This window comes from Oribacterium sp. P6A1 (genome assembly GCF_000702885.1).
Lineage (GTDB): Bacteria > Bacillota > Clostridia > Lachnospirales > Lachnospiraceae > Oribacterium.
In genome coordinates this window covers 78,584-104,362 of record NZ_JNKO01000001.1, presented here as the reverse complement: position 1 = coordinate 104,362, position 25,779 = coordinate 78,584, and the positions used below count along the sequence as shown (strand labels likewise).

Genomic DNA, 25,779 nt, shown 5'->3' with positions numbered 1-25,779 from the left:
TTTTACTTTAATCAATCTCTGTGTTCCAATCACAACTAAAAACAAGACATATCCGTTAGAAATCGAATTGGATAGCAGAACTATAACCCAAGGAGTGATGCTGCCCTTTCAGATAAGAGCCATTGACCTTAATAGTAGAAATGCGAAGGTTATAGAAGTTCTACCTGATGATCTTCTTGAAATCTGCGCAGATTACATAAAAAGAGCAACCGAAAAAATCAGTTGAGTTGTTTATAGTCAAAGAAATTATTCGAAGAAACAACTTATAAAGATGTGTGATGAACCTGAAGATTAAAATAGACTGAGATTCTGTAGGCATAATCAAGGGAAACATTAAGTAGAATGTTTGCTTAAATTTTTTAACAAAATCCGATTTCAATAACGAAAATCTCCCTGTATACTTGTACATGGCTCATCCATCACTGGCACACGAAATAGGGATGCAGCCGGATTTCTGAACACTTTTCCTATGACATGTTTAGAAACCTGAAAACTATCGGAGGGATAATATTATGGCAATAACTTTTGAAGAATCAAAAAAGATTTTCAGGCTGACAACAAAGAACACCGAATATCAGATGCAGGTAGATGACATCGGCCTTCTCATACATAATTATTACGGAAGGAACACTCATGGAGCTGATATGAGCTATCAGATAGTGCCTATAGACAGGGGCTTCTCCGGAAACCTTTATGAGAACAGGCTGGACAGAGGCCGTTCAATTGACGTACTTCCACAGGAGTTCTCCGGTTCCAATGTCGGCGACTACAGAATAAGTTCTGTAAATCTCATTTCAGAAAACGGAAGCAGAAGCTGCGATTTTCGATACAAGTCTCATGAAATACTCGGAGTAAAACCTGAGATTCCCGGAATTCCTTCTGTAAGACAGTATGGTGAAGAGGCAGAAACTCTTGTCATCACACTGGAGGACAGCGTAATAGGTTTACAGCTTAAGCTTTACTATTCTGTATTCCCAGAGAAGGATGTCATAACGAGACATACTGCTTTTGTTAATGTTTCTGATGTAAGCATTGAACTAAGAAAAGCATCTTCCGCAATGCTTGACGTGCCTTTCGGATGCTGGGATGAGATACATTTCGCAGGAAGACACTGCATGGAGCGTTCCATGACCCGCAACAGGCTCACTCAGAACATAGCTGTAATCAGTTCAAAGCGGGGCATGAGCAGCCACCATGAAAATCCATTTGTAATACTCTGCGACAGGGATGCCAATGAAGACAGAGGTGAGTGCTACGGCATGATGCTCATGTACTCCGGAAACCACAAGTTCGAGATAGAAGAGGATCAGGCCGGGGCAGTGAGGATAGTTTCCGGAATTAATGATGAAAACTTTTCATGGCATCTTCAGTCAGGAGAAACATTCCATACACCGGAAGTGATCATGTCATTTACTGACAGGGGTCTCACGGAGCTTAGCCACAATTACCACCACATAATCCGTGAGAATGTCTGTGACAGAAAGTACCTTGATATGAGACGGCCTGTTCTCATAAACAACTGGGAGGCAACCTACTTCGATTTCACCAGTGAAAAGATCCTTGATATAGCAAAAAGTGCAAAAGAGCTCGGAATCGAAATGATGGTCCTCGATGACGGATGGTTCGGAAAGCGTGATGACGACAACTCCGGTCTCGGCGACTGGTTCGTCAATGAGAAAAAGCTTCAGGGCGGACTTAAGCGTATCTCCGACGAGCTTGATAGGATGGACATGAAGTTCGGACTCTGGTTCGAGCCTGAGATGATAAACGAGGACTCCGAGCTTTTCAGAAAGCATCCTGAATGGGCTCTTAGGGACCCTGAAAGACGTCCTACCATGTCACGTAACCAGATGGTTCTCGATATGAGCAACAGTGAGGTGGTTGACTACCTTTTCGACTGTATAAGCAAGGTTCTCGGAAACGCTCACATCTCATATATAAAGTGGGACTTCAACAGAAGCATCAGTAATGTATTTTCAAACCATCTTCCTGCTGACCGCCAGGGTGAAGCTGCCCACAGATTTATACTGGGAACCTATTCACTGTTAGACAGGATACTGAAGGCATATCCTGATCTCATGATAGAAGGATGCGCCGGTGGCGGCGGACGTTACGATGCAGGCATGATGTACTACTGTCCGCAGATCTGGTGCTCTGATGACACCGATGCCATCGAAAGACTGGAGATCCAGGAGGGCAGTTCCTTCGGCTATCCTGTAAGTACAGTGGGAAGCCATGTTTCAGCCGTACCAAACCATCAGACAGGCAGAACTACACCGCTTAATACAAGAGGAATAGTTGCCATGTCGGGAACCTTCGGTTACGAGCTTGATATAACTAAGGCATCAGTTGAAGACCGCGAGACCATAAAAGAGCAGATAAAGACCTTTGAAAGATACTACAGTCTCATTCAGAGAGGAGACTACTTTAGACTCGGCCGTAAGGAGGATCATGAGATATACAAGGCCTGGGAGTTTGTTTCAGCTGACAGATCAGAGGCTCTTCTTAACATGGTTGTAAAGAAACCTGAGGCCAATGCTCACATCAAAAATGTAAAGCTGAAGGGTCTTGATGAAACAGCAGTCTATGAGCTTGAAGGCACCGGGCTTTCATTCACCGGTGCAGCTCTTATGTACGGAGGCTACGCCATAAATCTTTCACAGGGAGATTATCCTGCAGTACAGCTTCATTTCATTAAAATTTAAGCAACGATTAATCAGCCGGGGAGTTTTTCCTTACTCGAATTACCTGTTTTATTCCGGTTAATCACATATCAACAAAACATGTTATGCTATCCTGCCATTATTTTGTATTTATTTCACAAAAATAATGACAGGATTTTTTTATTTAGGCTATAATTAAAGCAATAGTTTTCATGGATTTTATACATACAGATTTGAATGAATACAAATAAAAAGGGAAGGGGATGTTTTAAATGTACAACATACGTGAGGTTCAGAAAGATATATGGTGGGTCGGAGCTTCGGACAGAAGACTTCAACTTTTTGAAAATGCCTATGCAACACCTGATGGCATGTCCTACAACAATTACCTTATCCTTGATGACAAAACCTGTCTCATGGATGGTATCGATGATGCGGTTTCAAGACAGTTCTTTGACAATCTTACAAAAGCACTTGATGGAAGAGAGCTTGACTATATGGTGGTGCAGCACATGGAGCCTGATCATTGCTCCTGCATCCCTGAACTGCTTCTCAGATATCCGAAGCTTAAGATCGTAGGATCACAAAAAGCAATTCAGATGATAGATCAGTTCTATCACATAAAAGCTGATGCTGTAGTCGTAAAAGAAAAGGATACTCTTACCCTCGGTGAACATACTCTGACTTTCTTCACTGCTGCCATGGTACACTGGCCGGAAGTCATTGTCAGCTTTGATGCTTCAACCGGAACCCTTTTCTCGGCAGATGCCTTTGGCGCTTTTGGAGCTATGAGCGGAAATATTTTTGCCGATGAAGTTGACTGGGAACATGACTGGAAGGATGAAGCAAGAAGATACTATGCCAATATCGTAGGAAAGTACGGAGTACAGACCAACGCACTTCTGAAAAAACTGGAATCACTGGATGTGAAAATGATACTGCCTCTTCATGCACATCTTTGGAGAAAGAATCTTGATACAATCATAGACCTGTATAAATGCTGGGCAACATACACTCCCGAAAAGAAGTCGGTTGCTGTATTTTACGGTTCGGTATACGGTCACACAGGAAATGCGGCAGACATACTTTCCATGAAACTTGCAGAATTGGGAGTCAGGGATGTGAAGGTATTTGACGTTTCCAAAACTGAGGTTTCATACCTTGTTTCGGCAGCCTTTGAGTATAGAACTCTTGTATTTGCCAGTGCAACCTACAATGCCGAGATATTTGACAACATGCACACCTTCCTGACAGATCTCAAAAACCACAATCTCTCCGGAAGAAATGTGGGAATCATCGAGAACGGAAGCTGGGCCCTTTCAGCGAAGAAAAAGATGACGGAGCTTCTAGGCACCATGAAGAATATGAATCTTCTGGAGCCTATGATTTCCATAACATCTTCCGTGGATGAAAACACTCTGGCAGGTCTTGGTGATCTGGCAAAGGCATTGGCAGAAACCGTTAAATGATTATTTCGTTACCGATGATCATATTCACAGTTTTATAAAGTTAATTCAAAGGAATTAAAAAAGTCCAAAACATATTTAAAGAAGGAGAACAATTATGAACGCAAAAGTAGCAGATCTTTTAGCAGCTCAGGTAAACAAGGAATTTTATTCCGCATATCTCTATCTCGGAATATCAAAGTATTTCAGCCAGAATGATCTCCCGGGCTTTGCCTCATGGTACAGGGCTCAGGCAGCGGAAGAGCAGGAGCATGCATTAAAGATTTATGATTATCTTTTGGACAATGACCAGGATGTTCCTTTAACGGCCATTGAAGAGGCATCCCCCAAGTTCAAGACCATACTTGACGCAGTTAAGGAAGCCGACAAGCATGAGCATTACATCACAGAAGAAATAAACAAGATCTATGATGCAGCTGTTTCCGAAAAGGACTATCGCACACAGCTTTTCCTTAACTGGTTCATAACAGAGCAGGTGGAAGAGGAGAGAAATTCCAGGGATATGATAACCAAGGTTCAGATGCTTGGCGACAAGCCGAAGAATCTTTATCTTCTTGATAAGGATCTTAGTGCCAGGAAATAATTGTATAATACTGGAACATCAAAGATAAAAAATAATTGAATAATAAAAAACATCAGCCATGTTATAATTTAACGGTGGCTGATGTTTTTTTTGATTTATTACTTAATCTATATGGGAACTTAAATCATCAAAAATATTCTTGATATCCTTAGAGGGAAGCACGGCTCCTTCTCTGCTGACCACCTCTCCGGATATGAAACCGGCAAAGGACATGGTCTTTTCCATATTCCATTCCATAGAAAGCCCGGTAATAACAGCACCGCAATGAGAATCACCGGCGCCTATCGTATCTTTCACAGTAACTTTTCGTGAGGGCATCCTGTGAAGTGATCCGTCCTTTTCCATCCAGAGAACCCCTTTTTCTCCCATTGTTATCACGAGCAGATTTCCGGTCTTTTTCTGAAGTCTTGAAGCTGCTGCCTCCGGAGTGTTCTCACCGCTTAAAGCAATAGCCTCATCTTCATTCAAATGAAGAACCGGTTTCAATGCAAAAATACGCTCATTTTTGTCGGGAGAAATATTGACTCCCCTCGGCCCGGGGGCATATACAAGTGTGCCGGCATCTATTCCGTCGGAATCTGATGATACACGGTTTACGTGATTCTCAAGCCACTCAATCAGCTCATACCCTGTCTCTTCCTCAACCTCGAGCCCGCAGATATAGGTATATTCAAAACTATGATTCTTTAACTTTTCCGTGTATGATTCATGGAAACTGTATTCCACCCCGTGAAGGGATACAAAGGTTCTTTCACCGTCTTTTTCAACAAAGCAGTAGCAGCATCCATTCCCGGCGCCTTCAACAGTTACAGGTCCTTTTATACCCTGATTCAAAAGATTTGTCCTGACAAAACCGCTGTATACACCTAGAGTTCCCACAGGAGTCAGAAGAGTAACATCAAAACCGCATCCATAGGGAACCTGACTTACATTATAGGCGCATCCCCCCATGGCAAAATGCTGCCACTCAGGATGCATATCCTCACCCGTTACAGGAAGATGATCAAGCTTTATGATGACATCCACACATGTAGAACCTATGATAAGCAGTTTCTTGTTCAGCATAACAAATCTCCAATCATTGTCTTTTAGAATCACGGTAAATTGTAGCCTAAATACCTGTTTTAATCAAAAATTATTTCTTGCGAATTGCCACAATTAAGGTGATAATATAAACGTTGATTTTTTATCAAAGTCTAAAGATAAATTATACATATGTGTATGGTTAAAGGAGGAATCTCTAAATGATCAACTGGAACAATCTCGATACACTGAAGTCCTATGAAAAGCTTAAGGCAGTAAAGCGTCTTAACCTTGTGGAAGCCATGTCAGGCGCACAGGGAGCAGAGCGTGTCGGCAAGTACTCTGTACCTATGGCAGCAGGTCTTACCTTCAATTATGCTTCGAAGGAAGTTGATGACGATATCCTTTCAGCTCTCAAGGAGCTTGCAGAGGAAGCTCAGCTCACAGAGAAGTATCAGGCTCTTTATGAAGGCGAAGTTATCAACACCGGTGAAAAGCGTATGGTCCTTCACCAGCTCACAAGAGGTCAGCTTGGAAAAGATGTAATGGCTGACGGTGTAAATAAGCGTGAGTTTTATGAGAACGAGCAGAAGCGTATCGCAGAGTTCGCTGAAAAGGTTCATTCAGGTGAGATTGCCAATGCTTCCGGCGAGAAGTTCACTACAGTAGTTCAGATCGGTATAGGCGGAAGTGACTTAGGTCCCCGCGCTATGTATCTCGCACTTGAGAACTGGGCTAAGAAGCATGACACCTTCAAGATGGAAGCAAAGTTCATCAGCAATGTTGATCCTGACGATGCCTCATCCGTACTTAATTCAATAGATGTAGCACATTCTCTTTTTATCCTTGTTTCAAAGTCCGGAACAACACTTGAGACTCTTACAAACCAGTCCTTCGTTATGGATGCACTTAGGAAGGCCGGACTCGATCCTGCAAAGCACATGATCGCAGTTACATCAGAGACATCACCTCTTGCACATAGCGATGATTTCATTACAGCTTTCTATATGGATGATTACATCGGCGGACGCTATTCAAGCACATCAGGAGTAGGCGGAGCTGTTCTTTCACTTGCCTTCGGACCAAAGGTATTTGCAGATTTCCTTCAGGGAGCAGCAGAAGAGGACAAGCTTTCAGCTGAGAGTGATCTATTAAAGAACCCTGCAATGCTTGATGCACTTATCGGTGTATATGAGAGAAATGTACTGGGCTATCCAAGCACAGCGGTTCTTCCATACTCACAGGCATTAAGCCGTTTCCCTGCACACCTTCAGCAGCTTGACATGGAGTCAAACGGAAAGTCTGTAAACCGTTTCGGTGAGCCTGTAGACTATGTTACAGGACCTGTTATCTTCGGTGAGCCTGGAACAAACGGACAGCACAGCTTCTATCAGCTTCTTCATCAGGGAACCGATATCGTTCCGCTTCAGTTCATAGGCTTCAGAAACAGCCAGATAAGAAATGATGTTGATATTCAGGACAGCACCAGCCAGCAGAAGCTTTGTGCCAATGTTGCTGCCCAGATCGTTGCCTTTGCATGCGGAAAGTCTGACGAGAACCTGAATAAGAACTTCAAGGGCGGTCGTCCTTCAAGCATCATTGTCGGTTCCGAGCTTGATCCCAAGGCACTTGGCGCACTTCTTGCTCACTTTGAGAACAAGGTAATGTTCCAGGGCTTTGTATGGAACATCAACAGCTTCGATCAGGAAGGTGTTCAGCTCGGTAAGACTCTTGCAAAGAAGGTTCTTGCCCACGAGACAGATGGAGCACTGGCAGCATACAGCAGGCTTCTGAACATCTGATTATTACATTCACATAATTAGTTTATATCGCCACCGTCCTAATCGATGTATTGGGATGGTGGTTTTTTATGCAAAATATTTCTTTTAAAAAGAGTCAATAATGAGCCTCAAACCCCTTAAATAAAAGTATTTTTCACAGGGTATTTTCAAAAGAATTGTGATACCATAATTATAGAGAAGTCTATATTTTTTAGACTATCCTGTTTGTGAAAACACAATGAGGTATATAAGGAAATATACCTACTATCCAGGGAAAGGAGGCAAAAGATGTCTATAAGTGCTATCGGCGGTATAAGCTCATATGATCTTTACAATTCGGGCTATCTTAACAATATGTACCAGCTGATGCGTTACCAGTACGGTATCAATCAGGCATCAGCTTACGGCAGTACACCAAGGATCAGCTCGTTCCTCGGCACACAGAATACTACAGCCGCTTCCTCCTCCGGTGTTGACAAAACAAAGGCCTTTCTCAGTGCATATCAAAGTGATGTAAAGAATACAGAAAAAGCAGCGGATAATTTGAATTATTTCAAATCCGGCAATGTTTTCTCACAGTATACTTTAGGATCCTCTGATGAGGCAGTTGCAGAGATCAAAACGAATTCTCTCAGAAAGTCCAAAGACTTTACAGTCAATGTTCAGAACCTCGCAACTAAAGACGAGCCGGCACGTTATTCCATAACAGAGAACGGCAGAACCACACAGTATACTTCCGCGTCCAACACCATCAAGCTCGACAATGCTGATGCGACCTTGACGCTGAAAGGTACCGGAACCACAAACATTTACACCGGTGTTGATGAAGACAACATTGTCTCGGCTATGAAGGATATGGTGAAAGCTTATAACAATACCATGGAGACACTTTCCGCAGGAAAGAATCTCGGATCGGGGGTACAGAGTCAGCTTTCACGTATGTCAGGAAAGATCGCCAACGGAACCGTACTCGGTATGGTAGGCTTATCTTATGATAAGAACGGTGACCTCAAATTAGATGAGACAAGACTAAGAAGTGCTCTCGAAAATGATTACGATACCACACGTGAACTGATCGGTGGTCAGTACGGTATCGCAACCACCTTAGGTGAGAGAGCAAGGACCACATTATCGGAATCTGTTTCAAGCATCGTCGGGACCTCCACATCGGCTTCAGCCGTAAGCAGAGGATTGTCCTCACTGCTTTCAGGTGATGATATCGGTCGGAACTATTTTAATCTGATGTATGACTTCTCAAGGAGTATGCCATACAGTATTTCAAATTCTTATTCAGTAGGTTCCATGTTGAATCTTCTCGGATGATTTCATCTGAGTGCACGACACATTTGAAAGGGAAGGTCTGAGACCTTCCCTTTCATTTATCTTATTTAACCTTACTGTTAAGTATTTTTTCTGTTTTTTTCTTAAATAATTCTCCCATGGATTTGTCTGCATCGCTTACTTCACCTGCGATGGCTTCCACAACATTCTTATAGTCCTTGGTTCCGGAGTAGTACATATATACATCTGTAGGAGCTGTTACACGTCTGTACTCTGCAAAACTTTTATTGCTGAATACAGCATCCCAGTTTTCTCTTACGCCTCCGAATTCCAGAGATACGACCATAGTCTGTTCCTCATTGTTCTCAGATACCACAGTCACATCAAAGAATGGCTTTATATAAGTGCTGTACATCATTTCACCGTTTACGGGAACCTTTGGAGTAAAAGAATGGTAGCTATCAGCCTTGACGCTCATTGTAAATCCATAGGTATACCATAAATCATCTTTTTTGTAGCCGATGTTAATGGTCTTATTGTAATGACTTGGCTGATAAAGTACACAAAGCCCTTCTTCATAGAATATATATGATGCACCGGCGGTATCATCAAGCCTCATAACTATTGGCTCTGCCTTTATCTCAGACATCATCACATCCATTTTTTCATTGACACTGTTGAACTTTCTTTCCTGACTGAAACATGCACTTAGTGAGAGAATAATTAAAAAAACAATGCTTTGAAGAAGAATTCCTGTCCTGATTCTCATATCTGTTTATCCTCATAAAAAAACAGCCATGCATCAAATTGAGATGCAGCATCACACCATAAGAGAATTTCGTCAAAAAAATCTATTAAAATAAGCTGAAAACTATATAAAAGCCTTGAGAATCAATAGTTGATATCAGAACATCACTTGAGTACAGAAGTTAAACTATGGTATATTGATGGCTATGAATTTTTACAATTACCTAAAGGAACATGATATAAATCTCACACAACAGCAGCATCTGGCGGTGAATGAAACCGACGGAGCCGTGCTGCTCCTTGCTGTACCGGGATCAGGAAAAACAACTGTCCTTGTTGCAAGACTTGGCTTCATGATATATGAAAAGCGCGTACCTCCTGAACAGATACTGACACTTACTTATACGGTTGCAGCCACAAGGGATATGGCCGAAAGATTCAGAAGTCTGTTTGGTCCTGAATATGCAGACAGACTCGAATTCCGTACCATAAACGGAGTCTGTGCCAGAATCATTAACTATTTCGGTAAAAAGATCGGTAAAAGTGCCTTCAATCTCGTTACTGATGACAAAATGACCTCAGAACTTCTGGGGACTATATACAGAAGTGTTCAGAATGAATTTGCAACGGAAAGTGACCTGAAAAATGTTCGCACCCTCATAACATACATAAAAAATATGATGCTGGATTCTGAGGAAATCAAGGCTCTTGATGATACAAGCGAAATGAAGATTTCCGAAATATACCGTATGTATCAGGAAGAGATGCGGACCCGGGGGCTTATGGACTATGATGACCAGATGGTTTACGCCTTGATGATCCTGAAAAGAAGTACGGAAACACTGGATTATTTCCAGTCTAAGTATCCATATATCTTAGTTGACGAGGCACAGGATACTTCAAAAATACAGCATGCAATCATCAGTCTGCTTGCCGAAAAAAGCGGCAATCTTTTTATGGTGGGAGATGAGGATCAGAGCATTTACGGCTTCCGTGCAGCATACCCGGATGCACTTCTTAACTTTGAAAAGGAACACAAAAATGCCAGGGTTCTTCTTATGGAGGAAAACTTCAGATCACGTAAATTCATAGTTGACAGTGCTGAGCATTTCATATCTCAAAACGTTTTGAGGCATAAAAAGACCATGTTCACGAAACGTTCCGGTAAGGGTGCGATAAACACCATTTCAATCAAAAGCAGAAGCGCACAGTACAGTTATCTTATGAAGGCAGCTAAAGATTGCCGGACAGAAACAGCAGTTCTATACAGGGATAATGAAAGCATACTTCCTCTTGTGGACCTTCTGGAAAGAAATAATATTCCCTACAGAGTAAAAAACATGGACCTTAGCTTTTTCAGCCACAGAACCGTCAACGACATATCCAATATCATAAAATTTGCGGCTGATCCCGGAAACGATGAACTGTTTTTCCAGATCTACTATAAAATGAAGACCTACCTGTCGAAAGCCCTGGCAGCAGAAGCCTGTCAGCAGGCAAGGAAACATGAGCTTTCCATCATTGATGCGGCATTAAGTTTCTGTAAGCTGCCAAAAGGGACAGAAACAAATCTTCTGGAACTTAGGGCAAATCTCAAAAATCTCCTTGATGACAAGGCGGATCAGGCTATAGGACGCATAACCCGTCAAATGGGATATAACGAGTATCTCGAGAGAAACAAAATAAGTGAGAGCAAGCTTTTTATTCTGAAAAGCCTGTCCTACCAGGAAGACAGTCCTCTTAATCTTCTTGAAAGACTTAAAGATCTTCAGATTATACTTAAGGAGAAAAACAGCGACCCTGAATGTTCTTTCATTCTGTCAACCATCCACAGCAGTAAGGGTCTCGAATATGATACCGTATACCTTATGGATGTTATGGACGGCATCTTTCCTCAGGAGGTTCCGGACATCGCCTGGAAGAGCAGTTCCATAAGAAAAGCTGCAAGCGGAGATGACCGTGAACAGCTTGAGATATTTGAAGAGGAACGAAGACTCTTTTATGTTGCTGTTACAAGAGCAAAAAACAATTTAAATATATTTGAATACAAAAATGAAGATGCCACATTCCTGAATGAGCTTCTGGACCGAGGTTACAACCATAGCCCTTCTCACAGCCCCGGTTCCGGATTTTCTGCCAATGTTTCCGCCGGAAATCAATACCGGAGTTTTTCTTTTGGAAGCGGAATCGGTTTTGGGAATAATGACCGCCCGAAAACAGGTTTCGGCCAATTATTTACGGAGAATTCCGGATACTCCCGGAATAACTCACGGTATTCACTGTTTACGCCTCACGCTTACAGTGAAAGGAACACGGAATCAGAGAAGATCTTTTCCGAATCGGATTACAGGGATTTTGTGGATTCTTTATATAAAGGTGTGAGAGTAAAACATATAAAAAATGGCGAAGGTACCGTGGTATCAATAGATAAACGAAAAGTAACCATTGCTTTTGACAGCGGTAAAGAAGCAACCTTCCAGCTGATGTTTCTGTACTCACATGATCTCTTAAAGCTGCTCTGACATACAGGGCAGCTTTTTCCATAAATATAATTAAATCAGATTTATAAATATCATTAAATATATTTCCTAAACACTTGAAAACTTTACACTGTTACGCTTTGCATTTCTAAAGTGAATGTGTATAATTTCATAAGGCAATAAAATAAAGGAATGGTTTTTATAAAATGCAGTTATTTCAATTAATTTACAACTTCCTCTGGGGTGACATCATTACTATACCTCTTCCCGGAGGCTCTTCTTTAGGTCTTTCCTTACTGGTTCTTCTTTTAATCCCCGCAGGTCTTTTCTGTATGGTTATTACAAGGTTTTTGCCTGTACGTATGCTTCCTGAGATGATCAGGGTGGCATCCGAAAAAGACAGTGATAAGAAGAGCAGCGTATCAGGACTTGAGACCCTCATAGTTTCTACAGCTACCCGTGTCGGAATGGGAAATCTGGTAGGTGTGGTTGCTGCAGTTTCAGCAGGTGGAGCAGGAGCTGTTTTCTGGATGTGGGTCACAGCCATAATCGGTTCTGCCACTGCTTTTGTTGAGGCAACACTTTCCCAGATGTACAAAGAAAAGGATCCCCTTTACGGAGGTTTCAGGGGCGGTCCCGCATACTACATACACCACCTCTTCGCAGGTAAAAAGAAGAAAAGTATCATGGCCATACTTTTTGCCTTATCAGGACTTCTTTGCTGGTGCGGCATAAGCCAGGTTATCGGAAACTCTGTTTCCACGGCTCTTGAGAATGCTTTTTCAGTACCTCCTATGGCAACAGCCATCATTCTCTGCATTCCGGGAGCATACATAGTTTTAAAGAAAAATGTCACTGTAAAGGTACTTGATATCATAGTTCCGGTCATGGCAGGATTCTACATTCTCCTGACTATGTTTGTTATTATTAATAATTTTTCAGGTCTTCCCTCTGTATTTTCACAGATTTTCAGAGAAGCCTTCGGAGCACGTCAGGCCCTGGCTGGAGGTTTCGGAGCTGTTCTTATGAATGGTGTAAAAAGAGGACTTTTCTCAAACGAAGCAGGTTCAGGATCAGCTCCATGCGCCTCTGCAAGCGCAGATGTGGACCATCCTGTAAAATCAGGATTACTTCAGGCTTTGGGAGTTTTTATCGATACCATCATCATCTGCAGCTGCACAGCATTTGTAATGCTGCTTGCACCGGAAGAGTACACAGGCGGTCTCGGAGGAATGGATCTTCTTCAGGCGGCTATGAGATACCACTTTGGGGAAGCGGGAGTTATCTTTATAGCTATTACTCTTTGGCTGTTCTGTTTCTCAACCTTCCTTGGAATACTTTTCTATGCAAGATCAAATGTAGCATATATTTTCGGAGATAACTGGAAATCACAGACAGTTTATAAAGCTGTTGCGCTTGTTAATCTTTTCATCGGCTGCCTTGCGGCATATACTTTCGTATGGGACCTCGGTGATGTAGGTATAGGTCTTATGACCATCTTTAACCTTATTGCACTGGTGCCTATGTCAAAGGAAGCAGTAAGATCCCTTAAGGATTATGAACAGAACTATATTAAGAAAAAAGAATATAAGCCGGTAACAGAAAAAGCCGGTTGATTTTAAGGGCCTGCGGAAATGCAGGTCCTTTTATTATGCGTGATACGGCCTTCAGGCGAATACTTGTATTCATTTGAAGGCCAACGTGTCATCGAGTGGGGGGATGAAATCCGCCCTACTCGATTGCATTGAACAGGTAAACAGTTTTCCCGGAATAAAATGAACCGTAGACTTCCGGGGTCTATATCATTACAATAAGGTCTATGAATATTTTTGAAAGTATAAAAAACGAATTCAGCATACCGGATGCTTACACTAACTGGAAGGAGTACAGGAGAGAACTCACCGACAGGATACTTCGATTTGAAGAATCAGAAGGAGCTTCTTCATGGGATGATCATAAGACCCTCGCCATTCTCGGCGCAGGTCCCTGTAATGATCTTAATCTCAGTCGCCTCGCGAAGCATTTCTCCCATATCGACTTGATAGATCTGGACAGCGAAAGTGTCAGGGTCGGGGTCAGGAATCAGGGACAGGAGCATTGTCATAAGATACACATAAAGGAATGTACTCTCACCGGGGTTACCCAGGAAATGACGGAGAGGTTCTTTAACAGACTGTATATGTATCTGGTGGAAAAGGGAAGAACACTTACTGAAGCTGATTTCATCCGGCGGTCTCTTGAAGAATTCGAAATTCTGGAAAAATCCCTTAGGAAAAGTCCGGAGGATTTCGGAGTGATCCTTCCGGAAAAAAGCTACGATATGGTGGTTGCGGCGGGACTTCACAGCCAGCTCTGGAGCATCCTGTCCTACAGCTGGCATATCCTTGCCGGCAATGTCTCAGAACAGCTCTTAGGCGGAAGACCTGTGGATCCCGATCCCTTCCACGATCACCTGAGGGATGTGGATGATTCATTTATACCTCTGATGAACACAGCCATACTTCAAGCCTCAAAATACCGTGTACTGTTTTCTTCGGAATACGACCCGAACAATCCTTCCGAAGGTGCATGGCAATGTATAAAGGATGTACGAAAAAGATACACGGGAGGAGAGATTGAACTTATGGAATCAACTCTTGAATGGCCATTCTTTCCGGAACAGAGAAGAAAATACACCATGTTGATTCAGGACATAAAGTTGTGCTAAGATAATGCCTAAAGTTTTTTAAAGCAGGAGTACTTATCCAAATGGAGAAATCAGAAAACAAGAAACGTAATATCATCCTGATCGCAGCTATACTTATACTTATTCTGTTAAGCTTCGGTCTTACAGCATATATGCGAAACAGTTCAAAGCATAAAGAACCCTCTGAGACCACTTCAGGAGCTTCGGGTTCTGCGGAAACAGAAAGTACGGAAGCTACGGAAGCTTCCGAAAAGGAACTTCAGGTAGTTGTACAGTATGTTGATCGTGAGATTTTCAAAGCGCCACTTTCCAAGGATGCCCTTTATATGATAAAGGATGGTGTTGTTTCAGAGGTACCTGAGGGTACAACCCTTGAATCCATGGGTGATGAAGCACTGGAGACAAAGCATCACATCAATCTCATGCAGGTAAAGGATAATTCGGTATCTGTAATAGAGTCCAACTGCAGCAACCAGATCTGTGTATCCATCGGAAAGATGACGGATACCGATTATGATTTTCCTATCACATGCCTTCCACACGGACTTATCATAGTTATACAGTGACATGATTACATGATGTTTCAAAAGCGGTTTGTTTCAGAACATACCGCTTTTTTTAATTCGATAAATCAGTAAGGCTATGGATATAAATGCATGGGACTATACTGTATAGCTATTGATAAACAGGCAAAAACAGCCTAAAAAATCCTCACTATTGATCATTTCGGCAAGAAAATGTGCATTAAAATGACACTGAAATATCATTTAATATTTTTAACCACATTGAAACCGCTTTCAATTTGTTTTTTATTGTTGAATATGCTTAAATAGAATCGTATTTTATGGGTGCTTTAAGGAGGCAAAATGAAAAAATTTCTTAGAGGCGCAATGGCCGTGGGCCTTGCAGCATCAATGACTGCCTGCGGATCACAGCAGGCACCTGAAGTAACAACTGCAGCCGCAACAGAAGCAGCTACTGAAGCTGCAACTACTGAAGCTGCCGCAGCCGGTAATTTTGTTGCCGGTACATATTCAGGTTCAGATCAGGGCTTCGGTGGTAAGGTTACTGTTACTGTTACAACAACAGATACTGAGATCACTGATGTTCAGATTGAAGGTAAGGATGAGACACCGACTGTAGGTGGGGCAGCTCTTGAAGAGCTTGCAGCTCAGATCAAGGATAAGCAGTCATCCGAGATCGATGGTGTTTCAGGTGCAACTTTAACATCAAACGGTGTTAAGGCAGCCGCAGCCGCAGCAATCGAGGCTGCAAAGAAGGGCGAGGCTACAGCTCCAAATGATGCAGCACTCGCTTTCACAGCCGGAACTTACACAGGTAAGGGAACAGGCTATAACGGAGATATCGCTGTTGACGTTACATTTGATGATGGCAAGGTAACAGCAATCGAAGTTAAGGAGTCAAAGGAGACTGAGCACGTAGGTGATGTTGCATACGACATCCTCATCCCACAGATCATCGAAGCAAACGGTACAGGCGTTGACGGTGTATCAGGTGCTACATTCTCATCAAGAGCTCTTAAGGAAGCTGTTAATGATGCAGCTGATCAGGCGAAGGTAACAAACAAGGATGCCTTCACATCCAACACAGTCGAGTCTAAGGCTCAGGATGCTGTTGAAGAGAGTTACGATGTAGTTGTAGTAGGTGCAGGTGGAGCAGGTATCTCCGCAGCAGCTCAGGCAGCTCAGGACGGCAACACAGTTCTCGTAATCGAGAAGAACGCCGAGGTCGGTGGTAACACACTTGTATCAGGTGGTCAGTACCAGTCAGTTATGCCTTACCTTGTATGGGATGAGAAGAATCCTGATGCAACAACAGGCAAGGGCTTCGACGGCAACGAGTACAACAAGGTTAAGTCAGTTCAGGGATGTATCGATGAGTTAAAGACTATCCTTAACTGGTCTGAGGATGAATTCGATGCTGACTATTACAAGGATCACGAGTATGTAGCCGGTGATATCGAAGAGCTTTCAAAGCATGGTGTTGTTAAGGATTACCTTCCTACACTTCAGGCTCTTAAGAAGGAGATCCAGGCTTATCTTGACTGGGCACAGCCTAAGCTTGATGCAGGAACTCCTGAGTCAGACCTTACACTTTTCTCAACACTCAACCTTCATATTTTCCAGACATACTATGGCGGACTTCGTCAGAGTGCTGACAAGTCTTCATGGATCTATGGTGATGTAGATCTCGTATCACAGTTCATCACAGATGGACAGGATATCAAGCCATGGCTCGAGTCTATGGGTTCAACATTTGTTGAGGATACACAGCCTACACTTATCGGTGCTCTTTGGTACAGAGAGAACCAGTTCATCGGTGCTAATGTTGATGCTGACGGTGATGGCAAGGAAGAAGAGTACGGCGGAAGATGGGGAACATACTTCATGGCGCCTATGACTTCATTCAAGAATGCTAACGAAGCTAACAAGATCATGACTCGTACAACTGCTGATGAGCTCATCGTAGAGGACGGTCGTGTAACAGGCGTTAAGGCTACTATGTTCGATGGAACACCTGTAACAGCTCATGCTAAGAAGGGTGTCATCCTTGCAACAGGTGGTTTTGCGGCTAACATTGCAAAGGTTGTAGATACAAATGAGTACTGGTCAAGCGAGTTCCTTAACGATAAGCTTGAGACAACCAACCGTTCATCACTTCAGGGTGATGGTATCAAGATGGCTGAGGCAGCCGGTGCAGCTACAACCGGTGAAGGCTTCACACAGCTTATGCCTATTTCATGGGTAGACAACGGAGATCTTGCCTTCGGTGGCGGAGATTATGCTATCTACATCAATCCTACAACAGGCAACCGTTTCGTAGATGAGACATCTGAGCGTGATGTTCTTTCACTTGGTGAGTTCAAGAACGGTATCGAGTGGAAGGGTCACAAGGGCGTATTCATCGAGATTGCTAACGCTGCTGTTCCTATTCCTGGACCATATCCATACAAGGATGAGGACGTAGAGGGAAGACAGTATGTAAGAACTATCGGTGAGCTTGCAGATCTCTTCAAGGAGATTGGTTTCGATACTGATGCTGATGCTGTAATCGAAACAATCAAGGACTACGACCAGGCTATCATGAACGGAAAGCAGCCTAAGGATGTTACTAAGAAGCAGTTCTCAGCACTTATCGGTGATGCAGAGAAGAACGCTGACGGATCATACAAGGCTGATACATACAACCTTGATGACGCTAAGCTTCGTGTACGTCTCATGGCTCCTTCAACTCACCATACAATGGGTGGAATTTCTGTTGATGTTGACCGTCATGTACTTGACAAGGACGGTAAGGCTATCGATGGACTTTACGCAGCAGGTGAGGTTACAGGAGGTATCCATGGTGGTAACCGTCTCGGCGGTAACGCTATCACAGAAATCTTCGTATCAGGACGTACAGCAGCTAAGGCTGTAACAGCTGATAATAAGTAATTGAAAACTTATTGGTAAATTTAAAGCACATAGATAAAATATTAAGGGAACGTGCCATGGAGCACGTTCCCTTATTTTTTTTACATACCCGATTGTATACTAAACCTGATTGTACGTGTATAATGTGGAGGAATCGCTATAGCAGGAAATGCAAAACGATTCAGTGATGGCCAATGATACCGTCATGAGTGAAATAAAGTTTGAAAGTAAACTCATTAAATAATTTGATGGGTCAGATACGAACAGAGATGAATCCTCCTCGTGTCTGACCCATGGAGGTAAAATATGAAATGTCCTAAATGCGGTTCCATCATTCCCGATGATTCAAGAAATTGTCCTGAATGTTATACACCTATAATCAAAATAAAGCCTTTGAGAGTCTGTACAAATTGCGGAAGTGAAGTGCCGGATGACAGAGACAGCTGTCCGGGATGCGGAAGAACAGTAAAAAGAAGAGCTCACCAGACAGCTTCTTCTGGTTCTGTGAAAGGTAATCAGAAAAGCAGGGACAGCTTTACAGCATCAGACTCTGTTAGGAGTACATCGTCACATGGTTTTCTCAGCGAGTTCAAAAGAGAGAAGTATGCCTGGCTTCAGGCAGTTGTCCCGGGAACACTGGCCCTCTTATATCATCTTCTTGTACTAAGAAATGATATTAACTTTAATCTCATAAACACATTTATGATATATGAGGCTCTGGTTTTCTTTTTCGGATATCATGACATCAAAGAACTTAATAAGCGACCGGAAATGATGGAAGGACTGGTTTACAGCGAAAAGTTTGTGTATATGACATATTTCCTTCCCATACTCAGTCTCTGGGACAGAAAACAGCTTCCGGGTATGAACAGAAAAGCCATATATCCTATGGTTCATACAGTGATCTTCACCTTGCTTATACTGAGTGTCATGTTCACAATGGATATAAGAGTACTAACCGAGACAAATGCAATCTGACAATCGGGCCTTATCGGGAAAAAGTGAGGGTTCAAAATTCATGACCCTCACTTTAAATATTTAATTCTATGTAGTTGAATCAGTTTGAATAAACTCTTACAACAGAAACCATGGTTCCGTATTCCGTCTGTTTTACTGTTGTGGTTGTGATGGAGCCGTCAGGATTTACAACAGTTGTAGTTCCTTCACCGTTTTGTGCAGCTGCAGTGGCATTCTGAATCTGCTGACCTGCATTGGCAGCACCTGCTTCTGTTGAAGTATCCACATTGGTATAGCCGGTATAAGAAACTCCCTGAGAAGTGACTCCCGAAATCTGGCTGACATTGCCGCCCAGGAAGGTGGATACAGACTCTGAATTTGATGCATGAGCAGTATAAGCATTTCCGTTTGCTATATAGATTCCGGAGGTTGTAGCTCCTCCTGTAAGTTCATCTATAGTTGCCGGCATAGTGACAGTCAGAGCTATATTCTCTGCCGATGCAGGATAAATATTTGTGAAATTATTAACCAGCTTATCTATATATGCATAAGTGTATGGTGCATAGGTCATGAGAGTATCGGGATCTGTGCAGTAAAGACCGAAAGAGCCCGCAAAGTATTCATTGGCATCTGTCTTCTCATACTTGGTCACCGGAGCATTTTTACGTTCATACAGATAAATGCGATTGAACTCATCGGTGTCGGAGATGTATCTTTTTCCATCCTGAGTCATATAAAAAACTATGTCTCTGAATCTCATAGTCTTTACGGATGTTCCCTCATCGGTATAACAGATATCGTCAAAAAAGTGTCCCATCTCGTGGGTTATGGCTTCTGCACCGCCGTAATCCCTGTTTGTAAGAATGATTTTAGCCTGCTGTCCCTCCTGACCGGAATATGCCCCCAAAAGATCATCTATGGTTTCAGATGTCTCAAAAAAATAAATCTTATTGCCTGAATCCTCATAATACTGACGTATGGAAGCCGGAATCATATTATACTGATATGTAACAGCCTGTATCTGCTCACTGTTGGCGGTAAATCCAAGATCTGCCAAAGGAATAGCTGCAAAGCTTTGGTTTCCGGCAGCAATAGACATGGCAGCCGTAAAAAAGCCGGCGAGAATCCCTGTTTTTAAATTTTTTATATTAATGCTCAGCAATTTAATCCTCCTAAAAGCTCAGAACTCTAAAGTTCTGTCCGGTTCCTGATTTTTGATCATCCGGGAGACACCGGATAACAGCCTGACCATATATATGATTCGACTGTATTATTATATATTAATTATTTATAATACTAATTTGTGTTCATTTTATGACACTTTATTGAAATGTCTATTTATTTGTTAAACAGAAAGTGAGTCCTATGTCAACAATAGAAATCAAGCCAGACTACTATGATGATTTTCACTGTATAGGAGGTGAGTGCTCCTTTACCTGCTGTCAGGAATGGAAAATATCCGTAGACCGTCAGACAAAAAAGAAATGGCGTTCCGTAACAGCTCCGGGAGATCTTAAGCAGAATGGAAGACTGCCATCCGGTCTCAGTGAACACAGCTCTCTAAGTCAGTTTATAAAAAAAGTCGATGATACGGATGTCATCGGTCTTTTACCTGATATGAAATGCCCTTTCCTCGATTGTGATCATCTATGCCGTCTCGTAAAAGAACACGGAGAGGAGATGCTTTCCGTCACCTGTCATGAATTCCCGAGAGAAAACCATGCGTTCCCGGATAGAACTGAAAAGGCTCTGGTTTCATGCTGCCCGGAGATAGTTGACCGTTGGAATGAAAAAGAGACTCTGAACTTCACAGGTCTTGATTACAAGGATGGTGAAGCACTTAAATGTGGGTCTGTGAATGATATTCTCAAGCTCACAAGAGATCTCATGATGTTTCACCTATCTGATGAAAGCTCTGACAACCGCACGAATCTACTTACAGCATTCTTCATATTACTGGACATCTATAATAAAGACTCAATAGATGACATAAAAGATTATACAGATCCTGAATCAATAATAAAACTAAAAAAATCCATAAAAAAGCTTGAGAGAAATGAAGAAGACTCCATGAATGAAAGAAATGAGCTATTCCTTGATATAACAGAGAATTACTCATCGGAAGGTCGCTACACCGGTTTTCTCAAGCCTCTCCGAGAGGCATCCCTGTCCTTTTTATATGACAATACTGATAAATTCAATGAATTATTATCAACTTATGAGAAGCTGCTCCGAAACTATCTTGTATCTGAAACCTTCTCAAATCTTTTGATACCCGGTATGGATCTCAGGGATATGGTTCTTCAATTTGAATGGATGATGATGGAATATGCCTCCATACTGCAGGCTTTATATCTGACATGGACTATGACTCCCGATCATAAACTGACTTATGAAAGCGTAAGAGACATGATAGTTCTCATATCAAGACTCACAGGTTATGATGCATCGGACATAGAAGAGTACCTTACAAACAGTTTTGAATCTCCTGTATGGGATTTCGGCTATGCCGATTTTCTGTTAGGCTGAAAAAACCTCCTGGAATTATGATTAAAATATCATAATCACCGGGAGGTTCTTTTTCTTTTTTGTTTCAAAAGTCTGTATGGGACAAATCCATGGCGCCCTATACTAAAGCATCCTTCCGGGCATCATTCAGGTTTATCATTTTCATGAGCTGTAAGTCAGGGCATAAGGATTATAGTTTGAGACCCATACACCTGCAGAGTTTACATAGTAACCGTCAGGGGTTATTGTATTTGTAAGCATGGCACCGTCTGCGCCGCAGTAGTAATACTGATTATTCCAGTAGATCCAGCCGGTCTTCATATAGCCGCTTGTATTGAAGAAATAGTATTTTCCGTTTATAAGCTGCCAGCCGTTGGATGTCCATGAACCGTCGGCATTTCTGTACCACCAGCCATACTGATCAAGAATCCACTGTCCACCTGTTGAATCTACTGTTGAATTGGCATAGGTAGTGCCGCTGTAGACTGTGCTTCCGGTAAGTCCTGAAACATAAGAGCTGGATGAAGAACTTGTAGTTGAGTTGACACTGGAATTGTATGTTGCCTTGATGGAAGCAGCAGCGGATTCGGTTACATAAAGATCATCGGATTCCTCCCAGGAGCCCTTATATGAGCTTGTATAAATAGCACGAACCTTATATGTATATGTACCGGCCTGTGTGAAGTAATTTGCAAAGCTGTAGTAGCTGTTGGTTGTTGTAACGGTAGTAAGAAGTGTACTTCCCCTGTAAAGTTTTACTTCATATTTTTTTGCGCTTTCGGCTGCACTCCAGTCTGCTATTCCGTAAGCAGTCTGCCAGTCGGCATCGTCAATACTGAGATCCAGTGAACTTGACCAGTCTGTATAGACCTCATCGAGATCATCAAGAGTATAAACTATAGTGAGATAGCCATGTCCGCTTCCTCCTGAAACGGAAGTTACCGTACCGGCATCACCTGTTACGGTTACTGTTGATTTTGTGATGTCCCACTTGTATTCATCGTCATCCTCAAGTGCCAGTTTGATCTGAACCTTTGGGTTATCGTCAGCATCCCAGCCATCACTGGGTACGTTTGTGATAGTTGCACTGTGAACGTCGTAAAGAGATGAATTTGTGGTAACCTCAACGTCACTTGATGTAGAACCTATGGACAGGTCTGTGACTACTTTGATTTTCACAGATGAAATAGCTGTTCTCGTATCTGCTGCATAGGATGGTATAGCCATTACGGCTATCAATGAAGCCGATGCCAATACCGTTGCAAATTTCTTTAAACTAAACATGTAAACCTCCTCATATAATCAGACGTGATACATAAAATAAAAAGCTTTTACCTTATTAAAGCCTTACATGTATCCGGCATCTTCAAAATCTCAATCCAAATTCAGGATCATTTTCTTTATGCAGCAATGATATCAACCCTCGCTGAACTGAAACTGAAAAACCATGACACTTTTATTGACTTCTTCCTTACGAAATAAAATAGACAAGTTTCTGAGCACTTAAGTATAATCTTTTTCAGAATATTGTCGGTAATAATTCATGTAAATACATCATAATCCATTTTGAAGGGTTATGTGGAAAGATTCGTTGAAATATACTTTACAAAAAAAGACAAAAAGAAAAAAATTATGAACTTTAAAAGAAGAATAACCGGGATTATGATGATCCTTTTCTCTATGCTTTTCCTGGTGCCATTATCCGGATATACTGTAACCCAATCTCCGGACATCACTGTAACTGCCGCTGAAAAAGAGCCATATTCCGGCACCGTAACAGAGGATGGAGTATATTCCTCAAGAGATGAGGTTGCTCTATACATTCATACCTACGGTCACCTTCCTTCAAATTTTATAACAAAGAGGGAAGCCAGGAAGCTGGGATGGCAGGGCGGAGGTCTTGATGATGTGGCTTATGGAAAATGTATAGGGGGAGACGGCTTCTCAAACCGTGAAGGTCTGCTGCCATCAAAAAGGAAACGCAAATACTACGAATGTGACATTGATACTCTTCATGAAAATGAAAGAGGAGAAAAGCGTATCATCTACTCAAACGACGGACTTATCTACTATACAGAAGATCACTATGCAAGCTATGAACTTTTGTATGGCAACTCATCATAGTTAAATTAAAGCTTTTATCATTTTTGTGGCAGGGATGCCGGAAATATCGGAGGAACGTATGAAATATTTTCTTGACCTTTCAGATGTAACAGATCGTGACGAATTATATGATGCAATCGAAGATCAGCTTCCTGTTCCGAATTACTTTGGAAGAAATCTTGATGCTCTCTATGATGATCTGAGCGAGGTTATAGACGATTGTACTTTGATTGTAAAGAACTTTGAAGAATTTGCTGAAAAAGATCCCCAGTATTTCAAAAAGTTCAAACATACTCTGAAAGATCTTATGGTGGAATTGCAGGATTTTTCCGTACATTTTTCATCAGATGATGAAACCGAAGAAGAGGATGATTATGATAATGGGGAAGAATCCGAATATGACGGCAGCGGAGACGATTATTCAGATCCCGATGACAATTACAGTGACAGTGATGGCTACGATAAAATGGATGTAAATGAATAGACGTAACAGGTATTCAAAAGGAGAACCGTTTATGCGGTTCTCCTAAATTATGCCTTAAATATGGTGAGTGATCATACTCATACAGCTTCCAGTACTAAATCCCTCAGAGATTTAGGTCTGACGCTCTTACTGTTGGTTCTTTCCAGATTATATGCTTTAAGAACAGTATCGAACTTGTCCGACGGAACAGGTCTTGAAAAATAAAAGCCCTGGAAAAAGTCACAACCGTTTATTCTGAGAAATGCAGCCTGTTCCTGTGTTTCCACTCCCTCTGATATAACCTGCATGTCCAGACGTTTCGCCATCTCGATAACAGAATCTATGATGATCTCAGATCTGATGAGATCTTCTGTGTCCTGCAAAAATCCCATATCCAGTTTCAGCACGTCAGCATGAATATTCTTAAGAAGAGTAAGAGAAGAGTAGCCACTTCCAAAATCGTCTATCTCAATAGAAAATCCTGCTTTATGAAGCTTTGAAATGAGATCTATATACAGCTCCGGGCTGTTTACAAAACTGCACTCGGTTATCTCCACATTCATCTTGCCCGGCTGAATATCATACTTTTCAACCAGTCTTATCAAATTATCAGCGATATCAAGATAATAAAGATCTTTCGGAGAGATATTGACAGAAAGACTCAGATTCTTTTTTTCAGGATCATCCTTCCATTCACTCAGAAGCTTTGCTGCCTTATCCCACATATAGAGATCCAGCTTCCAGATAAGCTCGGAATCCTCAAGGATTTTAATAAACTGAGACGGACTCAGTACGGTTCCGTCTTCAAGCAGCCATCTTGACAGCGCTTCAGCACTTATTATCTCGCCCTTTGTATTGGCCTGGGGCTGAAGATACATGAGGAAACGCTCCTCCTTAAGTGCACTGTCAAATTCACTTATGATCTTTTTGCTGTACAGTCGTTCCTCCATGATGGATTCGTTGTACCAGGCCACAGAAAAAGGCTCATCAATCTTTATTGATTTTATAGCAAGTTTGGCTCTGTCGCACATGGACAGAACCTCCATCTCAGGATCTGTTATCTCATAAATTCCCAGCTGAAAATGCATACGAAATGCTGCACTGTCGATAAGCTCAGAACACGCTTCGGCAATACTCCTGAAAAGTCTCACTTCAAATTTTTCTTTTTCAATCAGAAAAACAAACTGATCGACGTGAAGCTGATCATATACTTCGAAATATCTGCCGTGTTCTATAATAAGCTTTTTCATACATCGCAGGATCTCATTTCCCTTTTGAAATCCGAACAGCTGATTCAGAAGCTTAAAATCCCTGACATTTGAGCGCACCAAAAGATAACGCTTATCAGGATTTGTACACAGAACATGTCTGATCCTCTCCACGTACATAAAACTATTCAATTTACTCTTATCCATACAAACATCCTTCCCCTAATGCATCAGGTCATACCCTCATTTTTAAACCCAGATGCCGTATCTCATAACAAAATGTTTTAAGCTGTTACATCCCTGAAACACGCTCATATTAGAAATAGATATTCCCCGTAATATCTATTTCTAATGAGAAACACGTTGGTTAAGATACCAGCCTTATTTTAAAGGAAA

General features: G+C 42.0%; 20 protein-coding genes. 15 read left to right on the top strand and 5 right to left on the bottom strand.

All coding sequences use genetic code 11. The features are described from left to right. The first annotated feature begins 10 nt into the window (after window positions 1-10). The 4 genes from T515_RS18535 (at window position 11) to T515_RS00430 (ending at window position 4,712) form a co-directional block, all read left to right on the top strand. Complete coding sequence (locus T515_RS18535; protein WP_081832594.1) at window positions 11-226, top strand: type II toxin-antitoxin system PemK/MazF family toxin; 216 nt, start codon at window positions 11-13, stop codon at window positions 224-226. A 286-nt stretch (window positions 227-512) separates the two neighbouring features. Next, window positions 513-2,705, top strand: coding sequence for an alpha-galactosidase (locus tag T515_RS00440; protein ID WP_036606360.1), 2,193 nt, complete (start codon window positions 513-515; stop codon window positions 2,703-2,705). Window positions 2,706-2,935: 230 nt separating this feature from the next. Beyond that, a complete protein-coding gene (locus T515_RS00435) occupies window positions 2,936-4,132 on the top strand; it encodes an FprA family A-type flavoprotein (protein ID WP_036606358.1) in 1,197 nt (398 codons plus the stop codon). Window positions 4,133-4,226: 94 nt separating this feature from the next. Next, window positions 4,227-4,712, top strand: a complete 486-nt coding sequence (locus T515_RS00430) for a ferritin (RefSeq protein ID WP_242839292.1) — start codon at window positions 4,227-4,229, stop codon at window positions 4,710-4,712. Between the two features lie 102 nt (window positions 4,713-4,814). Here the strand turns inward: T515_RS00430 and T515_RS00425 are convergent, their stop codons facing one another. Further along, window positions 4,815-5,777, bottom strand: a complete 963-nt coding sequence (locus T515_RS00425; protein WP_036606354.1) for a carbohydrate kinase family protein — start codon at window positions 5,775-5,777, stop codon at window positions 4,815-4,817. A 179-nt stretch (window positions 5,778-5,956) separates the two neighbouring features. Between T515_RS00425 and T515_RS00420 the strand changes: the two genes are divergently transcribed. After that, window positions 5,957-7,537, top strand: coding sequence for a glucose-6-phosphate isomerase (locus tag T515_RS00420; RefSeq protein WP_036606352.1), 1,581 nt, complete (start codon window positions 5,957-5,959; stop codon window positions 7,535-7,537). A gap of 267 nt (window positions 7,538-7,804) precedes the next feature. Continuing rightward, window positions 7,805-8,839: a flagellar filament capping protein FliD gene (gene fliD / locus T515_RS00415; RefSeq protein ID WP_036606351.1), complete on the top strand. Its 1,035-nt coding sequence runs from the start codon at window positions 7,805-7,807 to the stop codon at window positions 8,837-8,839. Between the two features lie 61 nt (window positions 8,840-8,900). Here the strand turns inward: fliD and T515_RS00410 are convergent, their stop codons facing one another. After that, window positions 8,901-9,566, bottom strand: coding sequence for a hypothetical protein (locus T515_RS00410; RefSeq protein ID WP_036606349.1), 666 nt, complete (start codon window positions 9,564-9,566; stop codon window positions 8,901-8,903). A gap of 178 nt (window positions 9,567-9,744) precedes the next feature. On the opposite strand from T515_RS00410, the gene T515_RS00405 reads away from it, so the two are divergent. The 6 genes from T515_RS00405 to T515_RS00380 all read left to right on the top strand — a co-directional run bounded on the left by T515_RS00405 (window position 9,745) and on the right by T515_RS00380 (window position 19,122). Continuing rightward, window positions 9,745-12,066: an ATP-dependent helicase gene (locus T515_RS00405; protein WP_242839291.1), complete on the top strand. Its 2,322-nt coding sequence runs from the start codon at window positions 9,745-9,747 to the stop codon at window positions 12,064-12,066. 164 nt (window positions 12,067-12,230) lie between these two features. Beyond that, window positions 12,231-13,640, top strand: coding sequence for an alanine/glycine:cation symporter family protein (locus tag T515_RS00400; RefSeq protein ID WP_036606347.1), 1,410 nt, complete (start codon window positions 12,231-12,233; stop codon window positions 13,638-13,640). A gap of 203 nt (window positions 13,641-13,843) precedes the next feature. Further along, window positions 13,844-14,731, top strand: coding sequence for a hypothetical protein (locus T515_RS00395; RefSeq protein ID WP_036606345.1), 888 nt, complete (start codon window positions 13,844-13,846; stop codon window positions 14,729-14,731). Window positions 14,732-14,772: 41 nt separating this feature from the next. After that, on the top strand, window positions 14,773-15,276 hold the full coding sequence (locus T515_RS00390) for a NusG domain II-containing protein (RefSeq protein WP_036606343.1): 504 nt from the start codon (window positions 14,773-14,775) through the stop codon (window positions 15,274-15,276). Window positions 15,277-15,576: 300 nt separating this feature from the next. Continuing rightward, complete coding sequence (locus T515_RS18125; RefSeq protein WP_155988216.1) at window positions 15,577-18,165, top strand: FAD-dependent oxidoreductase; 2,589 nt, start codon at window positions 15,577-15,579, stop codon at window positions 18,163-18,165. A gap of 285 nt (window positions 18,166-18,450) precedes the next feature. After that, a complete protein-coding gene (locus tag T515_RS00380) occupies window positions 18,451-19,122 on the top strand; it encodes a zinc ribbon domain-containing protein (RefSeq protein ID WP_036606341.1) in 672 nt (223 codons plus the stop codon). Between the two features lie 79 nt (window positions 19,123-19,201). On the opposite strand, the gene T515_RS00375 is transcribed toward T515_RS00380, so the two are convergent. After that, window positions 19,202-20,263 (bottom strand): anthrax toxin lethal factor-related metalloendopeptidase, encoded by a 1,062-nt coding sequence (locus tag T515_RS00375; protein ID WP_036606340.1) that lies wholly within the window; start codon window positions 20,261-20,263, stop codon window positions 19,202-19,204. Window positions 20,264-20,466: 203 nt separating this feature from the next. Here T515_RS00375 and fliB point away from each other — a divergent pair, with 203 nt between their 5' ends. Next, complete coding sequence (fliB, locus tag T515_RS00370) at window positions 20,467-21,630, top strand: flagellin lysine-N-methylase (protein WP_036606339.1); 1,164 nt, start codon at window positions 20,467-20,469, stop codon at window positions 21,628-21,630. Window positions 21,631-21,771: 141 nt separating this feature from the next. Here fliB and T515_RS00365 read toward each other — a convergent pair whose 3' ends face one another. Next, window positions 21,772-22,893, bottom strand: a complete 1,122-nt coding sequence (locus tag T515_RS00365; protein WP_051671276.1) for a hypothetical protein — start codon at window positions 22,891-22,893, stop codon at window positions 21,772-21,774. A 348-nt stretch (window positions 22,894-23,241) separates the two neighbouring features. Between T515_RS00365 and T515_RS00360 the strand changes: the two genes are divergently transcribed. After that, the gene (locus tag T515_RS00360) at window positions 23,242-23,733 is read left to right on the top strand and encodes a ribonuclease domain-containing protein (RefSeq protein ID WP_036606616.1); all 492 of its coding nucleotides are present in this window, start codon (window positions 23,242-23,244) and stop codon (window positions 23,731-23,733) included. Window positions 23,734-23,791: 58 nt separating this feature from the next. After that, on the top strand, window positions 23,792-24,196 hold the full coding sequence (locus T515_RS16195; RefSeq protein ID WP_051671275.1) for a barstar family protein: 405 nt from the start codon (window positions 23,792-23,794) through the stop codon (window positions 24,194-24,196). 77 nt (window positions 24,197-24,273) lie between these two features. On the opposite strand, the gene T515_RS00350 is transcribed toward T515_RS16195, so the two are convergent. Next, on the bottom strand, window positions 24,274-25,590 hold the full coding sequence (locus T515_RS00350) for an EAL domain-containing protein (RefSeq protein ID WP_051671274.1): 1,317 nt from the start codon (window positions 25,588-25,590) through the stop codon (window positions 24,274-24,276). Between the last annotated feature and the right edge of the window lie 189 nt (window positions 25,591-25,779).